Source organism: Microcoleus sp. N9_A1 (assembly GCF_036701795.1).
Taxonomy (GTDB): Bacteria; Cyanobacteriota; Cyanobacteriia; order Cyanobacteriales; family Microcoleaceae; genus Microcoleus.
In genome coordinates this window covers 76,479-97,499 of sequence record NZ_JAUBRI010000016.1, presented here as the reverse complement: position 1 = coordinate 97,499, position 21,021 = coordinate 76,479, and the positions used below count along the sequence as shown (strand labels likewise).

Genomic DNA, 21,021 nt, shown 5'->3' with positions numbered 1-21,021 from the left:
GAGTTAATTTCTATAGGGATGCGGCAGTACCGCATCCTTATTTGTTTTTGTTTCCTTATTTTTTTTGGTAAATTGCAGGTGAAATTTGTTGGATAATTACCAGAAACCCGGTTTCTTCCTAAATATTACGCTACTCAACTTAGATTTTCCCAGAAACCGGGTTTCTTAGACTTTGCAGAATTGCCAGAAACCCGGTTTCTTCCTAAATATTACGCTACCCAACTCAAATTTTCTGATAAACCCGGTTTCTGAGACTTTGCATAATTAAATCATCAGGAATTTGGTTGCGTTCAATATAAGTATTAATCTCATCTTGATGGTCACTGTAATAGCTCAACGCATCGAATACCTGTGCCAGCGTTAGGTGAGGAAGACCGTTGGGAATTTCTTCAGGTGAAATGCCCATACGCCAAGTTTCAACGATCGCCCTAACAGATGTCCGCGTGCCCTTGACGATCGGCTCACCGCTGAGAATTTGCTGATCTCTGACAATGTAAAGATGTTCCGTTGTTTGAACCATAGCTGCAAATACCAGATCAAGTATTTCCCACAATTATAGTGCTTTTACTCGTTACCAGTTAAAGCGAGGCAGAGCAAGAGTGATAAAAGTTCCCAGGTGATGAGCCTAGGAACCAGTTAAATTGCGGGTTAATTTTAGTAGGGAAACGGCACGACGCCGTTTCTTTATTTGTTAGATACCCAACAGATAATCACCCGCCAATTGCTGTTTGCTCGCTGGAAGGTTCCCCGCTAGCTGGAGGCTCTACCGTATCGCCAAAGGCAATCCGTAGAAAAGGCGGAGCCAAAAAAGTCGTCAGAATTACCATGATAATAATCGAAACCTCCAGCGGCTTATCCAAAGCCCCGCTAGCCGAACCGATACCGGCAAAAACTAACCCGACTTCGCCCCGAGGAATCATCCCAACTCCGATCGCCAATCGATTGATTCCAGGCTGACCAAACACCGCCCAACCAGTTATCAACTTGCCCAAAATCGCCACTACAATCAAAAACACGGCAATCAAAAGTCCCGCCCGATTATCCGGCACTGTTGGGTTCAAAACGCCCAAATCGGCGCGCGCTCCCACCGTCACAAAAAAGATGGGTACAAACAAATCAGCGACGGGTTTAATCAACTCATCCAACTCATTGCGGGCATCGCTTTCATCTAGCACTAAACCAGCCGCAAAGGCACCCAAAATCGCTTCGAGATGAATTGCGTTGCCGATAAACGCCATGAAAAAAGCAAATATAAATGCCGGAATGACGATATTACCGCGAGTTTTGAGTTTATCAACTGCTGCGGCAAAGGTTTTATTAAAAATGCCGCCCAACAGAATTGAACCTAGCAAAAATGCAGTTGCACCAATGATTAAATAGATGACATTAACAACATCAATTTCACCTGTTTTCGCTAAACTAGCAACTACCGCCAAGACAATAATTCCCAGCACGTCGTCAATTACTGCAGCCCCAACAATGATTTGACCTTCTTTTGATTTGAGCCTTCCCAATTCAGACAACACTTTCGAGGTAATTCCGATGCTGGTTGCCGTCAAAGCAGCCCCGGCAAAAATTGCCGGAATCGCCGCCGTGTGAAAAATTATCATCAAGCCCGCAGTACCGGCAGCAAAGGGAACTGCTACGCCGACAACAGCGACAAAGGTGGCTTGAATTCCTACTTCTTTGAGTTGTCTGAGATCCGACTCCAAACCAATTTCAAACAGTAGAATAATCACCCCCAATTCAGCCAGCACAGAAACGATCTCGCTCTGCGATTCAAACACGCTGGTGACGGAGGCAGGGGACATAGGATTTATCGACTGCAAAACAGTCATAATTCCTGAGTTGGAAGCTGACAGTCCGCCTTCGGGAAAAACGATCAGGTTCAAAGCGGATACGCCAACAATCACCCCTGCTACAAGTTCACCCAAAACAGGTGGAAGATTAAACTTCAGAGCCGCTTCCGCGCCTAATTTGCTGGCAAGATAAATCACTACCAAACTGAGCAGAACTCCGCTCAGAACGAGCGGCGAATTTTCGGGATCGACTGTTGCTAACAAAGGTATGGGAGCAACTAAGGATGCTATCCCAGAACTTAAAGCTGTCATTGTTGGGTTTAAAAACATGGTACAATGATGATAAGAAAGACATTCAAATCAGATAATTCTAGATGCACACAAACTTAGGAGTTCCAGTTTTTTAAAGGCTGGCGGCACCGGATTCAGATGTTCAAGCAAAACTGGAAGAACCCAAATCTGGGGGTACATCTTGCCACCGCCCTTGTCCGACAGCTTGAATTGCTTCTTTTAGCAAGATATCACCGGTATAAATTGCTCTACCGACGATCGCACTTTTGACACCAATTGGTTCCAAAGCCAACAAACTGAGTAAATCTGCGATCGAACTAACGCCGCCCGATGCAATCACTGGAATCGAAATAGCGTTAGCAATTTCGCGCAAAGATTCTAAGTTCGGCCCTTCCATAGTACCATCGCGGTGAATATCAGTGTAAATAATTTCTGCTGCCCCCAATTCGGCCATTTTTTGCGCCAATTCTGTTGCTAAAACTTCGGAAGTTTCCAGCCAGCCTCTGGTAGCAACTTTACCATTTCTGGCATCGATTCCGACGAGAATGCGATCGGGAAATTCGGCGCACAATTCACCGACTAATTCCGGTTGTTCGACAGCAACAGTCCCAAGAATGGCGCGCTGAACGCCTAAATTGAGAATGGCCGCAACAGAAGGGCGATCGCGCATTCCGCCCCCTACTTGACAAGGAACGTCTGCTGCGCGGACGATCGCTTCAATGGCTGCTTGGTTGACGGGATGGCCTGCTTTGGCCCCGTCGAGGTCTACTAAATGCAGCATTGTCGCGCCTTGATTTACCCACTGTCTGGCGACTTCTACGGGATTGTCGTTAAAAGTTTGAGACTTGGCGTAGTCTCCCTGATACAATCTGACGCATTTTCCGTCCAATAGGTCGATCGCTGGAATTACATTCATAATTTTTCCTCAAATTGGTAATTATACCAGCTAAAAAAAAGAATGCAACTTTAGGCAAGATTCCCACCCATACATAATAATTAATTATAAATTTTATAACCTAAATTAAAAATATTATTACCCGAAAGAGTTGGTTTAAAGCCTCTCCCTATTGGGAAAAATTAAAAGAATACTATTCATTACCAAAAAAACTTGGTTTAAAGCCGGAACCCATAAGCGGGAGAAATTAAAAGAAGACTATTCATTACTCCAATCCTCTTCCTGCCAGGTAGAGGTCGCTATCAACTGTCAACTGTCAACTGTCAACTGAATCCAATCCTCTTCCTGCCAGGTATAGGTCGCTATCAACTGTCAACTGTCAACTGTCAACTGTCAACTGTCAACTGAACATTACCTAATACCATTTATTTGTGACATTCGCAACCGCTATCAAGATGAAACATAATTGCCGAAGAAAGCGTTGACCATAAAGGAGTATTTACCTCGGCTTTTTGCAAAGCTTCTGCCGTCCAGTCGTTGCAAGTTCTCAAAACATAGTAACTGCCTTTTGCTTCATAAAAACTGTCGCTGTTACCGTAGCCGTAGCTAATTTTAATTTTCTTACCTGCTGCGTCTAATAGGAATGAATTTTTAATAAAATTTACCATCTTCAAATAATTTTCGCCGTTAATTTTCACACATTTGGTTTCTATACTTTTGGGAAAAACCCGATAACTTTGAACCTGTACGGTAGACGGAGTAGGGAGAAATAGCGCCTTGAAAGCTGTAACTGGGTTGATACTTCCTGATGTGGGAGTTTCCAGCATAAAAGCTCTATCTCCCCACCCAAAAGATATATATTTATAATCAGAAGTGGCATCCCGTCCTATTTCTGTTAGCGGTAAAAATTGATTCCAGTCAAAATATTCATTTTTCACTGGAACGATGATTTCGGTGTGGATGCCTTGGTTGGAAATGTATAGAGAGATTGTGCAATCTGCTTGCGAGTAATTTCCCCACTTTCTGGGAGTGAGATAGCCAATTGTTAAGAAAGTGCTAAAAGATAAGATGACAATTCCTAAGCGCTGTATGATTTTTCTCATTTTAACCGTGGGTTTCAACTTGTGCCTTCGGATGGCGGGCGCTGCATCTTTGTGGGAAAAAATTCTTGCAAAGCATAATTACGCTGTTCGGGGGTTTCCCTAGCCCAATTCGACAAACTTTCGTAGAAAAAGAACGACACGCCAGCGAAATCTCTTTTTCGCACTTCTTGCACTTGTTCTTGAATTTGCTTGAGCGGCACAGAATTATTTTTAAGACCTGTTAAAATGCCGATCGCAGTTGGAATGTGAAGTTTAGCTAATTTGACTTCTTCCCGTTCCAGTTCGGCACTAAAACGCTTGATATCGCTGCGATAAATTTGCAACACAATTTCTTGGATGTAGCCGCGTCTTTCCCAGGTAAACCAGTCCTGCAAGTGGGCGGGTAAAGAAAAGTGAAAAGGGTTCGGAGATAAGCTGACAATACATTTTTCTTTGCGGGATTTGATGGCGCGGGAAACTCGCCCCACGAAGTCGTTGATTTTGTCAGCGCGCCAGCGCACCCAGAAGGTTTCGCGGGCGTCGTCGGAGGGAGGGCTTTTGATTTGTTCCTGATACATTGACACTGTTAGTGGCTCGTAGCCAAATTCTACTGGCAAGCCGAAATGATCGTCAAATTGAATGCCATCTATATCATAATTATCGACAATTTCTAGGATTAAATCTAAGATAAATTGCTGCACTTGGGGATGAAAAGGATTCAGCCAAACTCGCTCGTGTTGGCCTTCTTTCCAAATAGTTGAACCGTCGCGCCGCTGCGCCAGCCAGTCTGGGTGAAGTGTGGCTAATTCCGATTCGGCGGGAGCCATGAAACCAAACTCAAACCAGGGGATTACTGCTATACCTTTTTGACGGGATTGTGCTATAATTTCTTTGAGGATGTCTCGGTCTTTCAATCCGGGCGATGGGTCGATCGACTGTCCGAATACTCGTTGGGCGGCAGCACTCGGATAAAGCGTATAGCCTCCTTGCCAAACCGTGGGATAGATGGTATTAAAATTGAGTTTGTCCAGTCGGTTTACAGCGTCAATGATGTTGTTGCGGGAGAATATCACCTCGCTGTCAATGTTAGTCAGCCAGACGCCACGCAATTCAGTTGTTGGGGTTTTGGGCGGGGTTTGAGCCAAGAGACGCGGGGATAATATCGCGGAGGAGGTAAGGGCGATCGCAAAAACAACTATTAAAGCCAGTATCCGCTGCCATTTGTGCAATTTAATCATCAATTTGTCTCAAATATGATTATTTTTAGACTGATATTTTACCGTATAATTAGCTTGTGAGGGTGCGTCAGCGAGGGTTATTTTATTAAAAGTCACTCGAACATTTACTGACGCACCTACTATTTTTGATATTATTGGGGGTCAACGATGGTACCCATAAATAATATTGTTCCTGTAGTATTGTCTCGAATAGCACAAAAGAATGGACGGTTTACATTCATTTGAAAAGCTGGCATAGATCTCGTCATCTCAATTACAGTCACGGCTGCTGCTTCTGTACCTTCTTCGTTAACTTCGACAAATGTTTTGTGTTTTACCGATTCTACTGCTACTTGGCTATCAGTCATCGGGGAAAAGTCTGTTTTCAATCCACCGAAAAATTCTGCCATTCCCAAAGCTATAAGTGTGTCTTTCAGTTGAACTTCATACTCCATTTTGAAGCGCGGTATTTCAATCATTCCACTTTTAACTCTAAATTCTTGCATCCATTTATTCCAGTTTTCGGGTGTTAATTGCTGCGAGAAAGTTGCCAAATTGGTATTGGAGTTTGGCAATAAAATATACATACTCAGAGCGCCTTTTTTGCCGTAAGGTAAACTGACTGCTTGAAAAGTTTCTGTTTCGTAGCACCGATAAGAGCCGCTCTGAAACATCATTGGATGCTGTTTGGAACTGCTGTCTGTTAAATAAAAAGTTTTGTTGGTAGTTTGAGATTTATCAAAGGGCGTTTCCCAGTTGCCTTTGAAATAGATAGCGTTAATCAAAAACAAAAGTGTATTAGGGTTGATTTTAGTGACTATTTTATCAATTTTTCCGTGAGTTTTTTCGCTCACCCAGTTGTTAATGATGCTGAGAGCTTCTTGCGGACTCTCAAAGTCTATTTCGGTAAGATTGGCTTGGTAGTATTGTTGATTTATTTGCAAAAAGTCGGGTTTTAATGAGAAGCCTTGTCTGACCAAAAGCGCGTTGGCAACTGATACTTGAACCTTGGGGTCATCTTTTTGCAAACTCTTTTGCAAATTTTGATTGGCTGCGTTGATTGCTTTTGGACTCATTTTCGTTAATTCGAGAGCTTTTGTCATTTCTTGTTTGGTTTCTCCGCTGACTCCGTTGTATGTCATTGACAGTGCGAGGGCGACAGAAGTAGGGGAAATAAAGATATTTTTATTCGGCTGTTGTTTGCTTAGGGTGTTGAACAAGTTAAAGCCAAATTTGGTATTAGCTGCAACAAGTCTGGCGTCTACATTTATCTGGTTGTTAGGGGGTGTCATGGCTAGAGCTTCTGAGTGATTGGGATTTGCGAGGTTGATTGCGTTAATTTTTAGTGGTCGCGCTAATTATGTGATTCAACCGGACATGATATCATATTCTATTGGTTAATTTTTTAAGAGTAACCTTGCAGTTTCATCACTTGGCGGTAATGGGCCTCAATCTCGCTCACCGTTTGCGATTGACGCTTGCTACTCCACTCGCTGCGATCGAATAATTCCCGCCTCAAATCATCAACATCAATCCTTTGCACCTTACCTTTGCCAAATTTCTGAATAGTAAGTGTGCGCGTTGATAAAACCGGGCTACAGCAGCTTATTTTTGCCCTTAATAACTATTTTCGCAGCAATTAAATTCTGGGCGATCGCACTTATGCAATTATCCACCACCTGCACATCTGCGGTTTCATAACCGCTATCCACCGGAATTAAAGCATTTTGAATTGTAAAGCTCATAGATTTACTCTTTTTGTAAATTTATATTAATTTTTATTGTATGATTGCAGGGCGCTAACATTTGCGATCGCCCAACGATCATAAAGTTAATAAATCCTAAATTTTATCAAAAAGTCACCCCGGATACTTAATTATAACAAAGATTTAAGATATGACAAGTTAGTAACCATCAAATAGTTATAAGATTGAAATTGTTTTTGAGCCACAATCTATATGAATCCTGATTCTCTCCGCACTTTGGGCGTAGCGCCGAATGCTTGGAAAGTTGATGCCAAAATTGCCGATATCACCCGATCGCCGATCGCGCCTCAACCTGTTACCCTGGAAACGGAAACTAAAACCTTGCGTTTGGACTTAGCAAAAGCAGCAATGTTGGTGATAGATATGCAAAACGATTTCTGTCACCCCGACGGTTGGCTAGCACATATTGGCGTAGATGTAATGCCCGCCAGGACTCCAATTAATCCTTTAACAAATTTGCTACCAAAATTGCGATCGCACGCAGTACCAATTATTTGGATCAACTGGGGAAACCGCCCCGATTTGCTCAATATTAGTGCAGCTTCCCGTCACGTTTACAATCCCACAGGCGACGGCATAGGTTTGGGAGATCCGCTGCCAAAAAACAACGCACCTGTACTGATGGCAGGGAGTTGGGCGGCGCAGGTTGTCGATGAATTAAAACCCAAACCGGAGGATATTTGTGTTGATAAATATCGGATGAGCGGGTTTTGGGATACTCCTTTAGATAGTATCTTGCGGAACCTCGGCAGAACTACACTTTTCTTCGGAGGAGTAAACGCCGATCAGTGCGTCATGGCTACACTGCAAGATGCTAATTTTCTCGGTTACGACTGTATTTTAGTCAAAGATTGTACAGCTACGACATCTCCCGAGTATTGCTGGCAAGCTACTCTTTATAACGTTAAACAATGTTTTGGCTTTTTGTCGGATTCTCAGGCTATGTTAGAAGCAATTAAATAGCAGTCATCAGGGGAGTATCCCTCTGGAGTATAAAAAGCGTTTTTTAGGAGTGCGAGAGTCCCGCACAGCAAAGCCTATATATCTCGCTTCCTGCTCTGACAGCGAACTCTCCTGTAAAATTAATAAACTTTTGAGGTTGAGCGGCGGACTAATGACTCTGGATTCTCACTAATGACAGCAGAAACATAACCACTGACAACTAACAATAAAAAAATGACAAACCAGTGCATGATTCCTGTTATAAAGTCTCCCAAAGACTACCAAGCATTTCGCATCAGTCCGGGCGATACTAATAGATTAGCTATCGTCTTCGATCCGGTAATAGCTAATGTTTCCTTAACAGTTTGCGTGGAGATTTTCGATGTGGGGGGTAAAACTCCTCCCAACCGCCATCTATTGGCAGTAGAAATGTTTTTTGTACTCAAAGGAAGAGGGCAAGCAACCTGCGACGGCAAAACAGTTAGTATTCAACCGGGAGATAGTTTGTTAGTGCCTCCAACGGCGACTCACGTAATTGAGAATACGGGCAGTGAACGTTTGTACACTTTGTGCATTATGGTGCCGAATGAGGATTTTGTGGAACTAATTCGCAGCGGTACACCAGTCGAACTTGATGAGGAAGATATGAGAGTTCTCGGGCGATCGGATGTACTTGTATCCTGCTAAGTTGGTAGTCAAGACTTTAGTCTTTTTTTTAATGATTAAAGTCTTGAAGGCGAACCGATCGATGATACAATTATGATATTTACAGTTAAGTTGCGGCGGAAATTGTCCCTCTCAATTTTATTACCAATTCTCGATTAAATCTAAAACCCATCTAAACTATGAGCGTTATCTTTCATATCACCCGCAGCCAACAGTGGGAAGAAGCAAAACAAGTGCAATCCTATCGCGGCGATACGCTACATACAGAAGGATTTATCCACTGTTCCACTTTACCGCAAGTTCTTAGATCTGCTAATAAATTTTTTGTGGGACAAACAGGATTGCTGCTGCTGTGGATTGACTCAGCAAAAGTAGAATCTGAACTTAAGTATGAATTTGCAGCAGGTGAAGATTACCCGCACATTTACGGGCCGCTGAATATTGATGCTGTGTTGCAAGTTTTTGAGTTTGAAGCGGGTGCAGATGGTAAGTTTCAATTGCCTGCAGAATTAACAGTCAGTCCTAAATAAACTTATTGCATTATTTTTGGATTGATAATTCAACCGCAGATGTCAAGCAGATAAGCACAGATAAACGCAGATAAATGTAGGCGCATTTACAGATGGTCGCTGGGGCTGGTTTCTAGATATTTGGGATTGAATTACAGATGGTTGGTGAACTAGCCCCTAGCAATATTGTTGTTGCAATATTTGCCAAATATCAATCAACATCAACCCATTCAGTCGCGAATTTCAGCGCATCTTCGTGAGTCGCAATTCTCCCTTCTACTCGCGCTAATTGAATCTCCATTAATAATTGACCGATGAGCGGACTTCTGGGAATATTCAAAGATTCCATTAACTCATTGCCACTAACTAATTGGGTGGGATGAGCGATAATGTCATCGGCATCGAGGTAGCGATTAATTAACAGGGAAATTTCATCAACGGCAACTCCCGCCGCTAGGGCTAAAACTGCTAAAACTGGAAATACTATTCCTACATCCCGAAACAAAAAATATTGTTTTCGCAAAGACATTTCTGCAATCGGTTTTGCTTGCAGTTTGGGCAAGTATTTCAAAAGCCCGATCGCACTTTTAATCTCTGCATTGCTGTACTTCAACCGCAGCAACTCTGTTTCAGCGATTGTCGGGTCGGAATTTGCTAAAATAGCTAACTTCCCAACTGCCAACAACGGCGTTTTAATTGTATCTCGAATCGATCGCCCAAATTCTCTACCCAACTCTGGATAAATTACCGCCAAATCAGCAGCACAGGAATCGATTTTTGTCAAGATATCAAAACGGTCGATCGCACTTGCAAACCAAATCGAAAACAAACCATCTTCGCAACCTTTACAAATCCAAGGAACACCGTGATTATTGCTCAACAAATAACCCAATTCCGTCCGCACCCGTTCCACCGCCACCCGACTCAACAACGGCGCTAATTCGCGAATCGCAGATTGAGTTTCCGGTTCGATCGCAAAACCCAACTGCGCCGCTTGACGGTAAGCTCTTAATAACCTCAGCGGATCGTCTTCCAAATTCGATCGCGAAATCATCCGCAGCAAACCCAACCGCAAATCAGTTTGACCGTCCACAGGATCGATGATTTCTCCCGTAAAAGGATTGCAGGCGATCGCATTTATCCGAAAATCCCGGCGCAGCAAATCCCCCTCCAGAGTCCCCCCGAAAGCCTCCGCAAAATCCACCGTACCGCCCGCAAACACTACCCGCGCAATCTGTCGTTCCGCATCCAACAAGACAAATCCGCCTTTCGTGCGATCGGCAATGTTTCGAGCAGTCTTCACCGCCCGTGTTAGCATAACGAAATCCAAATCAAAATAGTGCGATCGGCGTCCCAGCAGCGCATCCCGCACCGCGCCGCCCACCAAATAAACAGGCGGTGTCAGCATTTCCCAATCGAACGGCCAAGTCTCAGGAGATAACGCAGGTGGCAAATTAATCGGCATCGCAACAAAAATCTACTTTCCTTACAAACAATTAAACTCTTGCTACGCTAGATTAACAGAAAGCTCAAATTTCACCAATCTTTTTGAAATGCACAGAGGATATCAAGAATGTGTATTTGTATTAACTGCCACTATGTAGACCGCTGCTTCACCTACCACGCCGTAGAAGGACAGCACGAACAAATCCACCTCACCGAAACACCCGATTTCGACCCCGTAGAACCCACCATCAACGTCAATATCCGCCCCCGCCAAGACGAAATTGAAATGGAATGGGATGTAGTCGGCTGTGAAAGTTTCAAGCAAGAGACCGGTAAATGGGCAAAATTGCGGCCCGGCGAACTCGTACCGACTTAAGTTATTAGTCAGTTGGCAGTTGGCAGTAGTCATCAGTCATCAGTCATTAGTCATTAGTCATCAGTCATCAGTCATTAGTTATCAGTGCTTTCAGCCCCTAGCGAACGTTATTTGTCACTGGTCATGAATCGTTTGTCATTAGTTATGTGTTACTAGCTTGGGGTTGTCAATTACCAATTACCAATTACCAATGCCCTGTTTGGCCAATGCCCAATGCCCTGTTTGGCCAATGCCCAATGCCCTGTTTGGCCAATGCCCAATTCCTAAATCTAAAATCTAAAATCTAAAATCTAAAATCTAAAATCAAATGAGCTATTGCTTAAACCCAACTTGTCAGAATCCGCAAAACCCAGGTGATGCAGAATTGTGCCAAAGTTGTGGCTCAAAATTGTTGTTAACTAACGAACAATCGCCCTCAGCATCTCGCTACCGTACCATAAAGGCGATCGGGCAAGGAGGCTTTGGCCGAACATTTCTAGCAGTTGATGAAACCAAACCCCTGATTTTTTCGCAGTGCGTAATCAAGCAATTTTTGCAGCAAAATACCGCAGCAGAAAAAGCCGCTCAACTATTTCACCAAGAAGCCGCCCAGCTAGAAACCTTGGGAAAACATCCCCAGATTCCAGAATTAATCGCGCATTTTGAACAAGACGGGAGACAGTATTTAGTACAAGAATTTATAGACGGCAAAAACCTAGCCAGAGAATTAGAACAAAAAGGAGCATTCACCGAAAATCAAATTCGGCAAATCCTCAACGATTTATTGCCAGTGCTCCACTTCGTCCACAAATCCAAAGTTATTCACCGCGATATCAAACCAGAAAATATCATTCGCCGCCGACTATCTCCAACTCCTTTACCAGCCTTAGAAAGTTCCTATCAACCCTCTCCTTTCCAAAAAGATATCGTTTTAGTAGACTTTGGTGCAGCTAAGAAAGTAACAGCAACCGGGTTGCCGCAAACAGGTACAATCATCGGCAGTGCTGCTTATACAGCCCCAGAACAATTGATGGGAAAAGCAGTTTTTGCCAGCGATATCTACAGTTTGGGCGTTACCTGCATTCACTTGCTGACTCACATTCCTCCCTTCGATTTGTTCGACAGCACCGAGGATTCTTGGGCTTGGCGAAATTATTTGAAGACTGCTGTTAGCGATGATTTCGGCCGCATCCTCGACACCATGCTTCAAAGTGCCACCAATCGGCGCTACAGCTCAGCATCAGCAGTCATCCGGCACTTGAATCCCCAACCCGTGTATTTAGACGCACAGCCGATGCTAGACGCGCCGGAAACGCCCGCAGAACGGGTGGTTACACCTGCGCCCGGTGTGTCGCTTTTCACTCGCCAACAGCAAGCCGAAATTCAGCAAGCTTTACAAGAGGCGATCGCCCCGTACAATGTTACAATCCAAGTCAGTCAAGCCAAGCAACAGCTCAATATCGTCATCAACAGAACCGAAGACAACCCCGTTTACTATCCGCACTTATCTCAAATAATTGCCACCAGACTCACCGATTTGGAGTTAAATAAAGTCGCAGCCGTGAAGCTTTTGGGAAGACTCAACAATTCTCGTCGCCCGGAGTGGAAGCAAATATTGCAAATCGATCCCAAGATTCAATTGAGAAACAAACTCGTGCGGCTGCAACACAATCAATTAGTCAAAAAAATCGCCCCTGTTGCTACCCAAGAATTTTGGCTGCCGAAGTTGAAAACTCAGGATTTTTGGCTAGATACGCTAATGTTTGCCTTAGTTTGGTTTATCTTTGGCTCTCAAATAGTAATTTTTAATTCTTGGTTCGCGCTAATAGTTGCTTCTGGTTTTATGACGGTGAAGCATCAAGTTTCCCAACAAAAAGAATTTGCAAATAAAAATTTATTTGCAAGTTTAGTATTGCTGTTTTTAATAACTGGTGGCATGGGTAATTCAAGAATTTTAAATACGGGAATATTTGGCGTTCTTTTGGGTTGCTTAGTTGTGGCTTTGCCTCTGTTTTTTGTTAAGGAAAATTATCAGTAATCGTGAATAGCAATCCCCAAGACAGAACATCAGTTAAAAAATATGGCTTAGCCCTGCACACAGCGAGTCGCGAACTCGGTTTAGCCATCAGCAATTTTGCCGGGGATTCTCGCTGCCAAACGTGGAATTTGGATCGCGATTTAGCAACTCATTTGCATCAGTATTTAGTCGAGTTTATTCAGCCGCAAACTTGGGCGAATTTGGCTTTTATTGCAGTGGCAAAGGGGCCCGGAGGTTTCACGGGCACTCGGATGGGTATGGTGACGGCGCGCACTTTAGCTCAACAGTTGGATATTCCGGTTTTTGCGGTTTCAACTTTGGCGGCTGTCGCTTGCAGCAGCAGTAAAAAATCTATCTCAAATCAGGATATCGCGCTGCAAATGCCTGCACAGCGGGGTCAATTGTTTGGTGCTGTTTATTCAGTTAACAGTAATTCTGGTGTAACTGAGTTGTTTACGGATACGGTAATGACACCCGAATCCTGGCAGGAAAAGTTGGATAATTGGGGGAATTCTTATCAGTTAATTGAAGTTGGCAGCGAGTTGGGTTCGTCGGTTTCTAGTGTGTTGGAATTGGCTTATTTGGAGTGGAAACAAGGAAGTCGCCCTGATTGGTCGGATGCTTTGCCTTTTTACGGTCAACATCCGGTTAAGGGACACTGAAAATTGATAATTGGGAATTGGTAATTGGTAAGTGGTAAATTGTTTATTTAAGGGCGATACAAACTTCGAGGCAAAAAGTTAATGTTAGGGGGTCTGGGCTTTCGGTTCGCAATCGATCGATCTCAGCTCGATCGCAGCCGCGAGATTCCATGAAATCGAGCATCCAGTTAGTTATTGTCGCCAGATCGATGTATTTTGCTCCGAGACAAATAGGGCAAATTTCTGGGCTGAGGGTACCGGTGCCGCCGCATTCGGGGCAATCCCAGTGGGTTGTTACGGGATCGGGGGTAGTTAGGATGTTGTTCATGCTGGGAAAAAGTACGCGCGGCGTAGCGATCCGGCAGGGAATCGCATTACTCGTTCACTCTAGCAAAAATGCCGATCGCCCTTACTTCTTCCTGCCTTTACACTAAGCGAGCTAGTGAGTAAGATTGAAGCAAATACAAAAGGGGTGGCTATGTTCGATCGCGCTCAATGGTTTTTGGCTGGTATGTCGATCGCGCTTTCGGTGCAGCTAAGTCAGCCAGTTGCAGCCGCCGCGCCCGTTGGCAAAGCCGTACAAACAGCACAAACTAGCAGTACCGAAACAGCCCAAAAAGTATATGAAGAAGCAGAGAAACTCTACGAACAAGGAACAGCGGAAGCTTTAAGAGGTGCGATCGTCAAATATGAAGAAGCATTAAAACTGTATCGAAAAGCGGGCGATCGCGAGAAAGAAGCTGTCACCCTTAACAGCATCGGTTTAGTTTACTCAGAATTGGGAGAGCAACAGAAAGCGCTACAGTATTTGAACCAGTCGCTTCCCCTGAGTCAAGCAGTCGGAGATCGCTCGCAAGCAGCTATTACCCTTAACAGCATCGGTCTAGTTTACTCAAAATTGGGAGAGCCACAAAAAGCGCTGCAGTATTTCAACCAATCCCTGCCGCTGGGGAGAGCCGTCGGCGATCGCAGCGGGGAAGCTATCACCCTCAGCAACATCGGCAAAGTCTACTCGGATTTGGGAGAAAAACAGACAGCTTTAGAATATTACAACCAATCTCTTCCCCCCACTCGCGCCTTGGGCGATCGCCACGGGGAAGCTATCACTCTCAACAACATCGGCAAAGTTTACTCGGATTTGGGAGAACTACAAACAGCTTTAGAATATTACAACCGATCGCTTCCCTTGAGTCGGGAAATTGGCTATCGCTCGCTTGAAGCTACCACCCTCAACAACATCGGGGCTGTCTGCTTAGTTTTGGGAGAGTCACAAAAAGCTTTAGACTATTACAACCAATCCCTTCCCCTAAGTCGCGTAATCGGCGATCGCAGCGGGGAAGCTGTCACCCTCAGCAACATCGGCAAAGTCTACTCAGATTTGGGAGAGAAACAGAAAGCTTTAGAATATTACAACCAATCCCTTCCCCTAAGTCAGGCCTCCGGCGATCGATCGGTGCAAGCTAATATCTTCAACAGCATCGGGGCTGTCTACTCAGAGTTGGGAGAGAAACAGAAAGCTTTGAAATATTACTATCAATCCCTTCATCTAAGTCGGGAAATCGGCGATCGCAGCGGGGGATCTATCACCTTCAACAACATTGGCAGAATCTACGACGATTCGGGAGACAAACAAAATGCTTTAGAGCATTACAACCAATCCCTTCGCCTGAGTCGGGAAGTTGGCGATCGCCGCAGAGAAGCTACCATCCTCAAAAACATCGGCTTAGTTTACTTAAAGTCGGAAGAGAAACAAAAAGCGCTACAGTATTTTAGCCAATCCCTGCTTCTGAGTCGGGCTGTCAGCCACCCCGAAATAGAAGCTGTCAACCTTTACTGCATAGCTTATGCCAAACGCGCTCAAAACAATCTCACTGAAGCCCTCAACGACATTGAATCCTCTCTCAAAATCATCGAAAACCTCCGCACCAAAATAGCCAGCCCCGAACTCCGCACCTCATACTTTGCGACAGTACAGGACTACTACGAATTCTACATCGATTTGTTAATGCAACTGCATAAAACTAATCCTAAATCCGGTTACGATACAAAAGCCTTAGAAGCCAGCGAACGTTCGAGGGCTCGCAGCCTCCTCGAACTCCTCTTTGAAAGTAACGCCAACATTCGCGAAGGCATTTCCCCCGAGTTACTGCAACAAGAAAAGAGCTTGCAACAGCAACTCGATGCCATTGAAAAGCAGCGCATCGAAGCAGTCAGCAGTCCCAACCCCAATCAAACTAAAATCGCTGAAATCGACTCTCAGCGTCTCGCACTTTTGCAACAATATCAGCAAATTCAAACCCAGATTCGTACCTCCAGCCCCCGCTACGCTGCCCTCACCCAACCCCAACCTTTAACGCTGCCTGAAATTCAGAAACAGATTCTCGATGAAAACACTATTTTATTGCAGTATTCCCTGGGCGAATCTCGCAGTTATTTGTGGGTGGTGACATCAACGGGACTAACTAGCTATGAATTGCCAAAACGCGCCGACATTGAAACAGCAGCAGTGGCTTTCCGCACCGCAGTCACTAGCCCAACCCAGAGAAATATTCCCCAAAAAGTTGCCCAAGCAAGTGCAAATCTCGGTCAAATAATTTTACAGCCTGCCGCAGCCCAATTAGCAAACAAACGCTTATTAATTGTTCCCGACGGCGTGCTGCACTATACCCCTTTTCCCGCTTTAACTCTTCCCCAAACCGCCGGACAAAATACCAATTTTCCCTTAATTGCCGAACATGAAATTATCACTCTGCCTTCTGCCTCAACTCTCGCTATTCTCAGGCAAAATTACGGAGATAGAAAACCGCCCAGCCAAACTTTAGCAATTTTAGCAGACCCTGTTTTCAGTCCAGACGATGAAAGAATTAAAGGAAAAATCACCCAAGCAACAACAGAAAAATTAGAAGCAAATAACCTCGGTTTAAATCGCTCGGTTCGCGCTTCCGAGATAAAATGGCCCCCCGATCGTCTACCATTTACCCGCCAAGAAGCCCAAACAATATCCAGCTTATTCCCCTCAGCTTCTAGCCGTCAAATATTTGATTTTGATGCCAGTCGCACTACCGCTACCGATGGAAATTTAGTCAATTATCAAATCATTCACTTAGCCACCCACGGCCTTGCCAACAGTAAAAATCCCGAACTGTCAGGAATGGTGATGTCGATGGTAGATGACAAGGGCAATCTTGTCAATGGTTTTTTGCGCCTCACCGATATTTTCAACTTGAAACTGTCAGCAAATTTAGTAGTTTTAAGTGCTTGTCAATCGGGCATGGGACAGAATGTTAAAGGCGAAGGAATGGTGGGATTAACAAGGGGTTTTATGTATGCAGGTGCTCAGCGGGTAGCGGTGAGTTTGTGGAGTGTGGATGATGAAGGAACTGCTGTGTTAATGCAAAAGTTTTATCAAAAAATGCTGCAACAAAAGTTAGCGCCGGCGGCAGCTTTGAGGGCGGCGCAGATCGAAATGATGCAGCAGGAAAAATGGAAGTCGCCCTATTATTGGGCGGCTTTTACCTTGCAAGGGGAGTGGAAATGATATAATAGCTAAAGGTTCTCAGAGGTAAACCCCCATGAAAATTACTCTCAAGCCTGAGCAGGAAAAATTCATAGAAGCACAAGTTACAAGTGGCAGATATCCTTCGGCGGAGGAGGTAATCGCAGCGGCATTAGAACTCCTAGCCGACAACAGCGAGCCCAAAGAGAGCAACAGCTATCAAAAATGGGTAGAAGAAACGCGACCAAAAGTATCAAGAGGAATAGCTCAACTCGATCGCGGTGAAGGGATTGATGGAGAAATAGTCATAGCAAGATTGCAGGAAAAATTTCGGAAAATGCGGGAGAACTAAAGATGAGTCGCTACATTGTTTCTCCAGAAGCTAGTCGCGATTTAGATGAAATTTCCGATTACTTTGCAGCTAGAAATATTGAATCCGGAGAACAGTTTGTCGAGGAGTTCAATCGAAAGTGTCGCAATTTAATTAACTTTCCTAAGATGGGTCGTAGTTACGAGGAAGTAGCTGCTTCTGTGCGGGGGCTTCCTCTCATGGGTTACATTATTCTTTATCGGGCGATAGACAGTGGAATTGAAATTATCAGGGTGGTGAGGGGAGAACGGGATTTACCATCGCTATTTTTTGATGAGGATGAGTGACTAACAGTTAGAGTGTTTGCCAAATGTAAGGTGCGCTTAGGAACGGGCAAGATGCCCGTTCCACAAAAGAATGAGTTTTCTTGTGGGGTGGGCCGGAGAGCCCGCCCATAAAAGGGTTTATCGCCCGCTAGCTAAAGCCTCCCGCAATTTACGGCCCCGCGATTTATCCCGAAGTTCTGGAGTCGCCATCCGCAACACAAAATCCAGCAACCAAGGAGCAATTCGGTGACACCAAACCGCTAAATGACTTTGGTATCCTACCAAAATTTCCGGCGCATCTTTGTGCAATCCCGCGACAAGCGCTAGGGCAACTTTTTCGGGAGTTGTGGGCACTACCCAGCGAAATTGCTCCAAGTCTCGCACCATGTCCGTATCTGTTAGAGATGGTAGCAAAGCAGTGACTCGAACATTGTACTGAGTTAACTCGCTACGCAAAGCTTGAGTAAATCCCAAAATGGCAAATTTGGTAGCAGAATAAGTTGCCATTGTCGGAGCAGCAATTTTGCCCATCAAGCTCGAAACATTGACGATTGTTCCGTCTTCTTGCGCCGCCATTCTGCGAGCTATCAAGCGGGTAATTGTGTAGGTTCCCAGCAAATTCAAGGCGATTTCTTCCTCGATTAATGGCAGCGGGGAACGCAAGAATGATGCTTGGTGCGCGACGCCTGCACAGTTGACTAGCAGGTGGATCGGGCCGCAATCTCGCCAAGCTTGGGCGATCGCAATATTCACCGCTACTGACTGAGTTAAATCCAAAGCTAACGGCACTACTTCTGTGCCAAAAACATCGATTTCCTCTGCCAGTTCAATTAATTGCTTGCGGTTGCGCGCCACAATCAACAAACGTTTGACTCCTTGTCTCGCTAATTCCAGGGCGATCGATCGCCCAATTCCGCGCGAAGCTCCTGTAACAAGAGCTGTTTTTCCTTGAAGTTGCATAGATTAAACCTTTTGGTAGATGCTCACCGCGGCACGGAGTTATGAGTTGTGAGTTGTGAATTATTAGTTATGAGTTGAATGTTTTGGCGGTAACAACTCATAATTCATAATTGTTGAAAAGGCTATCTTGTTTCGATAGACCTCATTTACTTGTGGGGTTAACTCAAAACCAAAAACTGTTGAATCGCTAACGTGCGCGTGAGCTGAACTAAACTTTGGGTTTGCCAGAAATCAGTTAATTATCTGGTCTTGTAACCTCATGCCAGCAGACAAAGCTGAGATGGGCAAACCTAGTCATAAATCCTGGCCAAGCGGGCTTTATTACCGCTTTTATTCAGTTCGCGGAGGCGGACTTTGCCTGTGTAGCCGCGAATAAACTGGCCGGAGATTGGTTATCCGCCGGGGATTTGTTCAGTCGGCGGAGGCGGACTTTGCCTGCGTAGCCGCGAATTTATTCACCGGGGATATTCACCGCAAATTTGTCATTTACCGGGGTTGGAGAACCCCTCTTTCTTCACTGCGTGGAGGCGGACTTTGCCTGTGTAGCTGCGAATAAATTGGCCGGGAATATTCGCCGGGATGGGTTATTCGCCAGGGCTTAATTACCCCTCTTTTTTTAGTCCGCAGAGGCAGACGATATCCTGTGCAACCGCGACTTACAATCGCCGGGGATTCGTGCGAATTGGCACAGGATAATTGAGCAATGCAGATTATCAATTCCACACCTCCTAGATATGAGAATTTCCTATCTACACACACCTTAACAACTTGACACAGAAGCGGCAACAATTTTTAATAAATCTTCCGTAACACTTCTTTACAATTTTCTCAGACTGCCGATTTCCAAGTGCCGTGAAAGCCCAAAGGTATGACACCAGGTAGTTCTAGCTGGCAAACAGGTTCGCGGGAAAGTCCGTCGCTGTCAAATATCCAGACTTCGCTGCTGTCAGAATTGCCGTCGTAAACAACTGTTACTATCCAACCTTTCTCCGAGGAAATATCTGGAACGTAGATGGGCTCTGTGGGATAGCGATTTTCGCCCAAGTCGGCAATTGTGAGATTGCGGCTTTGCGTGTCCAAACGGGCGATCGCACCATAACGTTCCGCTACAATATCAACGTCAGGCCGATACATTGCCAGATAGATATATCGTGCGTCTTGCCCTATTTCTGAAGCAGGTACGATCGGAAACTCGCAAGCTTGATCCAGCAATTCTTCGGCTGCTGTCACTTTGCCAGTTTGAGGATTGAGATGAACCCGCCACAGAGTCCCCTCCGCATCGGTGCGAGTTTCACCCGCCGCTACTTCTTTCAGCCGCTGATTAGTTTGAAAGTCAGCGAAGCGCACAAAATCTACAGCCACCGAACCATCTTCCTTGACAAAACCGTTAGCAAAATGCCACTGGAACCAAGGTTCGGTTTCGCCGCAACTAACTAAAGACAGAGTTTCCGAGTCAACAACTAATATCTGCGTTCCTAACTCGGGTTTCCATTCAAAAGACTCGCTGTAACTGCTAATTCCAGCTAAAACCGATAAAGGTTTTAGTCGCATCGGTGGCACAAAAAATATGAGATACTTCCCTGCAAAAACAAAATCGTGGATCATCGGAATTCCATCTAAAGCAATTGTTGCTTTTTGGAATATTTTGCCTGTACTATCGCTTTTATAGAGATTCAACTTTGTACTAGCACCCTGTGTAATTCCAAAGTTAAAAATATTCCCAGTAATCGGGTCGCGCTTGCAGTGAGCTGAATAAGAAGATCCGCTCTCTAAACTTCCTAAATCGTCCGTTCCCTGAGTTTCCAATGTTTGCAAATCCAGGCTGTGAGGCAAGCCGCCTTCCCACAAAGCTAAAAGACGATCGGGCAAAGCTAAAACTGAAGTATTGGCAGCATTTTTCACAGATTTAGTCCACCGCAGCCACGCAGGGCCCGGTGCTGTCATGCCGTAATTAGGGTAGAGAAATTTATCGGCTTTTTCTTCAGCTTGATATCCCGGTGTTTGCACGTAGCGATAAACAGCAGCAGCACCGACATCGGTAAAATGTACTGCCAAAATTGCACCATCGCCATCAAACCAGTGTCCCGCATTCATGCCACCGCGTTGCAAACGTGCGGGCCCGTTGCGGTAGAGAGTTCCGCGCAATCCGTTGGGAATTTTACCGCTTTTAACCAATAGCTGAGTCAGCGGAAACTCTCCAGCAGGATGGGCTAAAGCTTTAGCCCAAGATTTTTTAGCTGAGATTTTAGTGTCGGTTTTCATTGTAAACTCGCAATTTTAAA

The 21,021-nt window shown here is 44.8% G+C and carries 21 protein-coding genes; 9 read left to right on the top strand and 12 right to left on the bottom strand.

Annotated elements, in window-relative coordinates:
• Positions 1–223 precede the first annotated feature (223 nt).
• From QUA58_RS10460 to QUA58_RS10425, 8 genes are all read right to left on the bottom strand, one after another.
• Entirely contained in the window at positions 224–520 is a 297-nt protein-coding gene (locus QUA58_RS10460) for a DUF433 domain-containing protein (RefSeq protein ID WP_333252384.1), read from the bottom strand.
• A 190-nt stretch (positions 521–710) separates the two neighbouring features.
• Positions 711–2,111: a cation:proton antiporter gene (locus tag QUA58_RS10455; protein WP_333393958.1), complete on the bottom strand. Its 1,401-nt coding sequence runs from the start codon at positions 2,109–2,111 to the stop codon at positions 711–713.
• 121 nt (positions 2,112–2,232) lie between these two features.
• The gene (hisA, locus tag QUA58_RS10450) at positions 2,233–3,006 is read right to left on the bottom strand and encodes a 1-(5-phosphoribosyl)-5-[(5-phosphoribosylamino)methylideneamino]imidazole-4-carboxamide isomerase (RefSeq protein WP_333393957.1); all 774 of its coding nucleotides are present in this window, start codon (positions 3,004–3,006) and stop codon (positions 2,233–2,235) included.
• Between the two features lie 404 nt (positions 3,007–3,410).
• Positions 3,411–4,088, bottom strand: coding sequence for a TIGR02117 family protein (locus QUA58_RS10445; protein WP_333393955.1), 678 nt, complete (start codon positions 4,086–4,088; stop codon positions 3,411–3,413).
• Between the two features lie 14 nt (positions 4,089–4,102).
• Entirely contained in the window at positions 4,103–5,305 is a 1,203-nt protein-coding gene (locus tag QUA58_RS10440; protein ID WP_333393954.1) for a glycoside hydrolase family 10 protein, read from the bottom strand.
• 131 nt (positions 5,306–5,436) lie between these two features.
• Positions 5,437–6,576, bottom strand: coding sequence for a serpin family protein (locus tag QUA58_RS10435; protein ID WP_333393953.1), 1,140 nt, complete (start codon positions 6,574–6,576; stop codon positions 5,437–5,439).
• A gap of 113 nt (positions 6,577–6,689) precedes the next feature.
• On the bottom strand, positions 6,690–6,827 hold the full coding sequence (locus tag QUA58_RS10430) for a hypothetical protein (RefSeq protein WP_333393951.1): 138 nt from the start codon (positions 6,825–6,827) through the stop codon (positions 6,690–6,692).
• Between the two features lie 52 nt (positions 6,828–6,879).
• Complete coding sequence (locus tag QUA58_RS10425; protein ID WP_333393949.1) at positions 6,880–7,029, bottom strand: hypothetical protein; 150 nt, start codon at positions 7,027–7,029, stop codon at positions 6,880–6,882.
• Positions 7,030–7,242: 213 nt separating this feature from the next.
• Between QUA58_RS10425 and QUA58_RS10420 the strand changes: the two genes are divergently transcribed.
• From QUA58_RS10420 to QUA58_RS10410, 3 genes are all read left to right on the top strand, one after another.
• Positions 7,243–8,013 carry a cysteine hydrolase family protein gene (locus QUA58_RS10420; RefSeq protein WP_333393948.1) on the top strand — a complete coding sequence of 257 codons (771 nt, stop codon included), beginning with the start codon at positions 7,243–7,245 and terminating at the stop codon, positions 8,011–8,013.
• A 228-nt stretch (positions 8,014–8,241) separates the two neighbouring features.
• Entirely contained in the window at positions 8,242–8,679 is a 438-nt protein-coding gene (locus tag QUA58_RS10415; protein WP_333393946.1) for a cupin domain-containing protein, read from the top strand.
• A gap of 158 nt (positions 8,680–8,837) precedes the next feature.
• A complete protein-coding gene (locus tag QUA58_RS10410; protein ID WP_333393945.1) occupies positions 8,838–9,188 on the top strand; it encodes a DUF952 domain-containing protein in 351 nt (116 codons plus the stop codon).
• A 190-nt stretch (positions 9,189–9,378) separates the two neighbouring features.
• Here QUA58_RS10410 and QUA58_RS10405 read toward each other — a convergent pair whose 3' ends face one another.
• Positions 9,379–10,632, bottom strand: coding sequence for a CCA tRNA nucleotidyltransferase (locus QUA58_RS10405; RefSeq protein WP_333393944.1), 1,254 nt, complete (start codon positions 10,630–10,632; stop codon positions 9,379–9,381).
• A 108-nt stretch (positions 10,633–10,740) separates the two neighbouring features.
• Between QUA58_RS10405 and QUA58_RS10400 the strand changes: the two genes are divergently transcribed.
• The 3 genes from QUA58_RS10400 to tsaB all read left to right on the top strand — a co-directional run bounded on the left by QUA58_RS10400 (position 10,741) and on the right by tsaB (position 13,668).
• Entirely contained in the window at positions 10,741–10,989 is a 249-nt protein-coding gene (locus tag QUA58_RS10400) for a Ycf34 family protein (protein ID WP_332984083.1), read from the top strand.
• Between the two features lie 307 nt (positions 10,990–11,296).
• Entirely contained in the window at positions 11,297–13,006 is a 1,710-nt protein-coding gene (locus tag QUA58_RS10395) for a serine/threonine-protein kinase (RefSeq protein WP_333252391.1), read from the top strand.
• A gap of 2 nt (positions 13,007–13,008) precedes the next feature.
• The gene (gene tsaB, locus QUA58_RS10390) at positions 13,009–13,668 is read left to right on the top strand and encodes a tRNA (adenosine(37)-N6)-threonylcarbamoyltransferase complex dimerization subunit type 1 TsaB (protein WP_333393942.1); all 660 of its coding nucleotides are present in this window, start codon (positions 13,009–13,011) and stop codon (positions 13,666–13,668) included.
• A gap of 43 nt (positions 13,669–13,711) precedes the next feature.
• Here the strand turns inward: tsaB and QUA58_RS10385 are convergent, their stop codons facing one another.
• Positions 13,712–13,975: a hypothetical protein gene (locus QUA58_RS10385; protein ID WP_333102337.1), complete on the bottom strand. Its 264-nt coding sequence runs from the start codon at positions 13,973–13,975 to the stop codon at positions 13,712–13,714.
• 183 nt (positions 13,976–14,158) lie between these two features.
• Between QUA58_RS10385 and QUA58_RS10380 the strand changes: the two genes are divergently transcribed.
• Genes QUA58_RS10380 through QUA58_RS10370 form a run of 3 tightly spaced genes read left to right on the top strand, consistent with a single transcriptional unit; the run spans position 14,159 to position 17,800 of the window.
• Positions 14,159–17,185, top strand: a complete 3,027-nt coding sequence (locus QUA58_RS10380; RefSeq protein ID WP_445301870.1) for a CHAT domain-containing protein — start codon at positions 14,159–14,161, stop codon at positions 17,183–17,185.
• Between the two features lie 34 nt (positions 17,186–17,219).
• The gene (locus QUA58_RS10375; protein ID WP_333393938.1) at positions 17,220–17,495 is read left to right on the top strand and encodes a type II toxin-antitoxin system ParD family antitoxin; all 276 of its coding nucleotides are present in this window, start codon (positions 17,220–17,222) and stop codon (positions 17,493–17,495) included.
• 2 nt (positions 17,496–17,497) lie between these two features.
• Positions 17,498–17,800 (top strand): type II toxin-antitoxin system RelE/ParE family toxin, encoded by a 303-nt coding sequence (locus QUA58_RS10370; RefSeq protein WP_333252394.1) that lies wholly within the window; start codon positions 17,498–17,500, stop codon positions 17,798–17,800.
• Positions 17,801–17,917: 117 nt separating this feature from the next.
• Here the strand turns inward: QUA58_RS10370 and QUA58_RS10365 are convergent, their stop codons facing one another.
• Positions 17,918–18,739 carry an SDR family NAD(P)-dependent oxidoreductase gene (locus QUA58_RS10365; RefSeq protein ID WP_333252395.1) on the bottom strand — a complete coding sequence of 274 codons (822 nt, stop codon included), beginning with the start codon at positions 18,737–18,739 and terminating at the stop codon, positions 17,918–17,920.
• A gap of 828 nt (positions 18,740–19,567) precedes the next feature.
• Complete coding sequence (locus QUA58_RS10360; protein ID WP_333252396.1) at positions 19,568–21,001, bottom strand: carotenoid oxygenase family protein; 1,434 nt, start codon at positions 20,999–21,001, stop codon at positions 19,568–19,570.
• Positions 21,002–21,021: the final 20 nt, after the last annotated feature.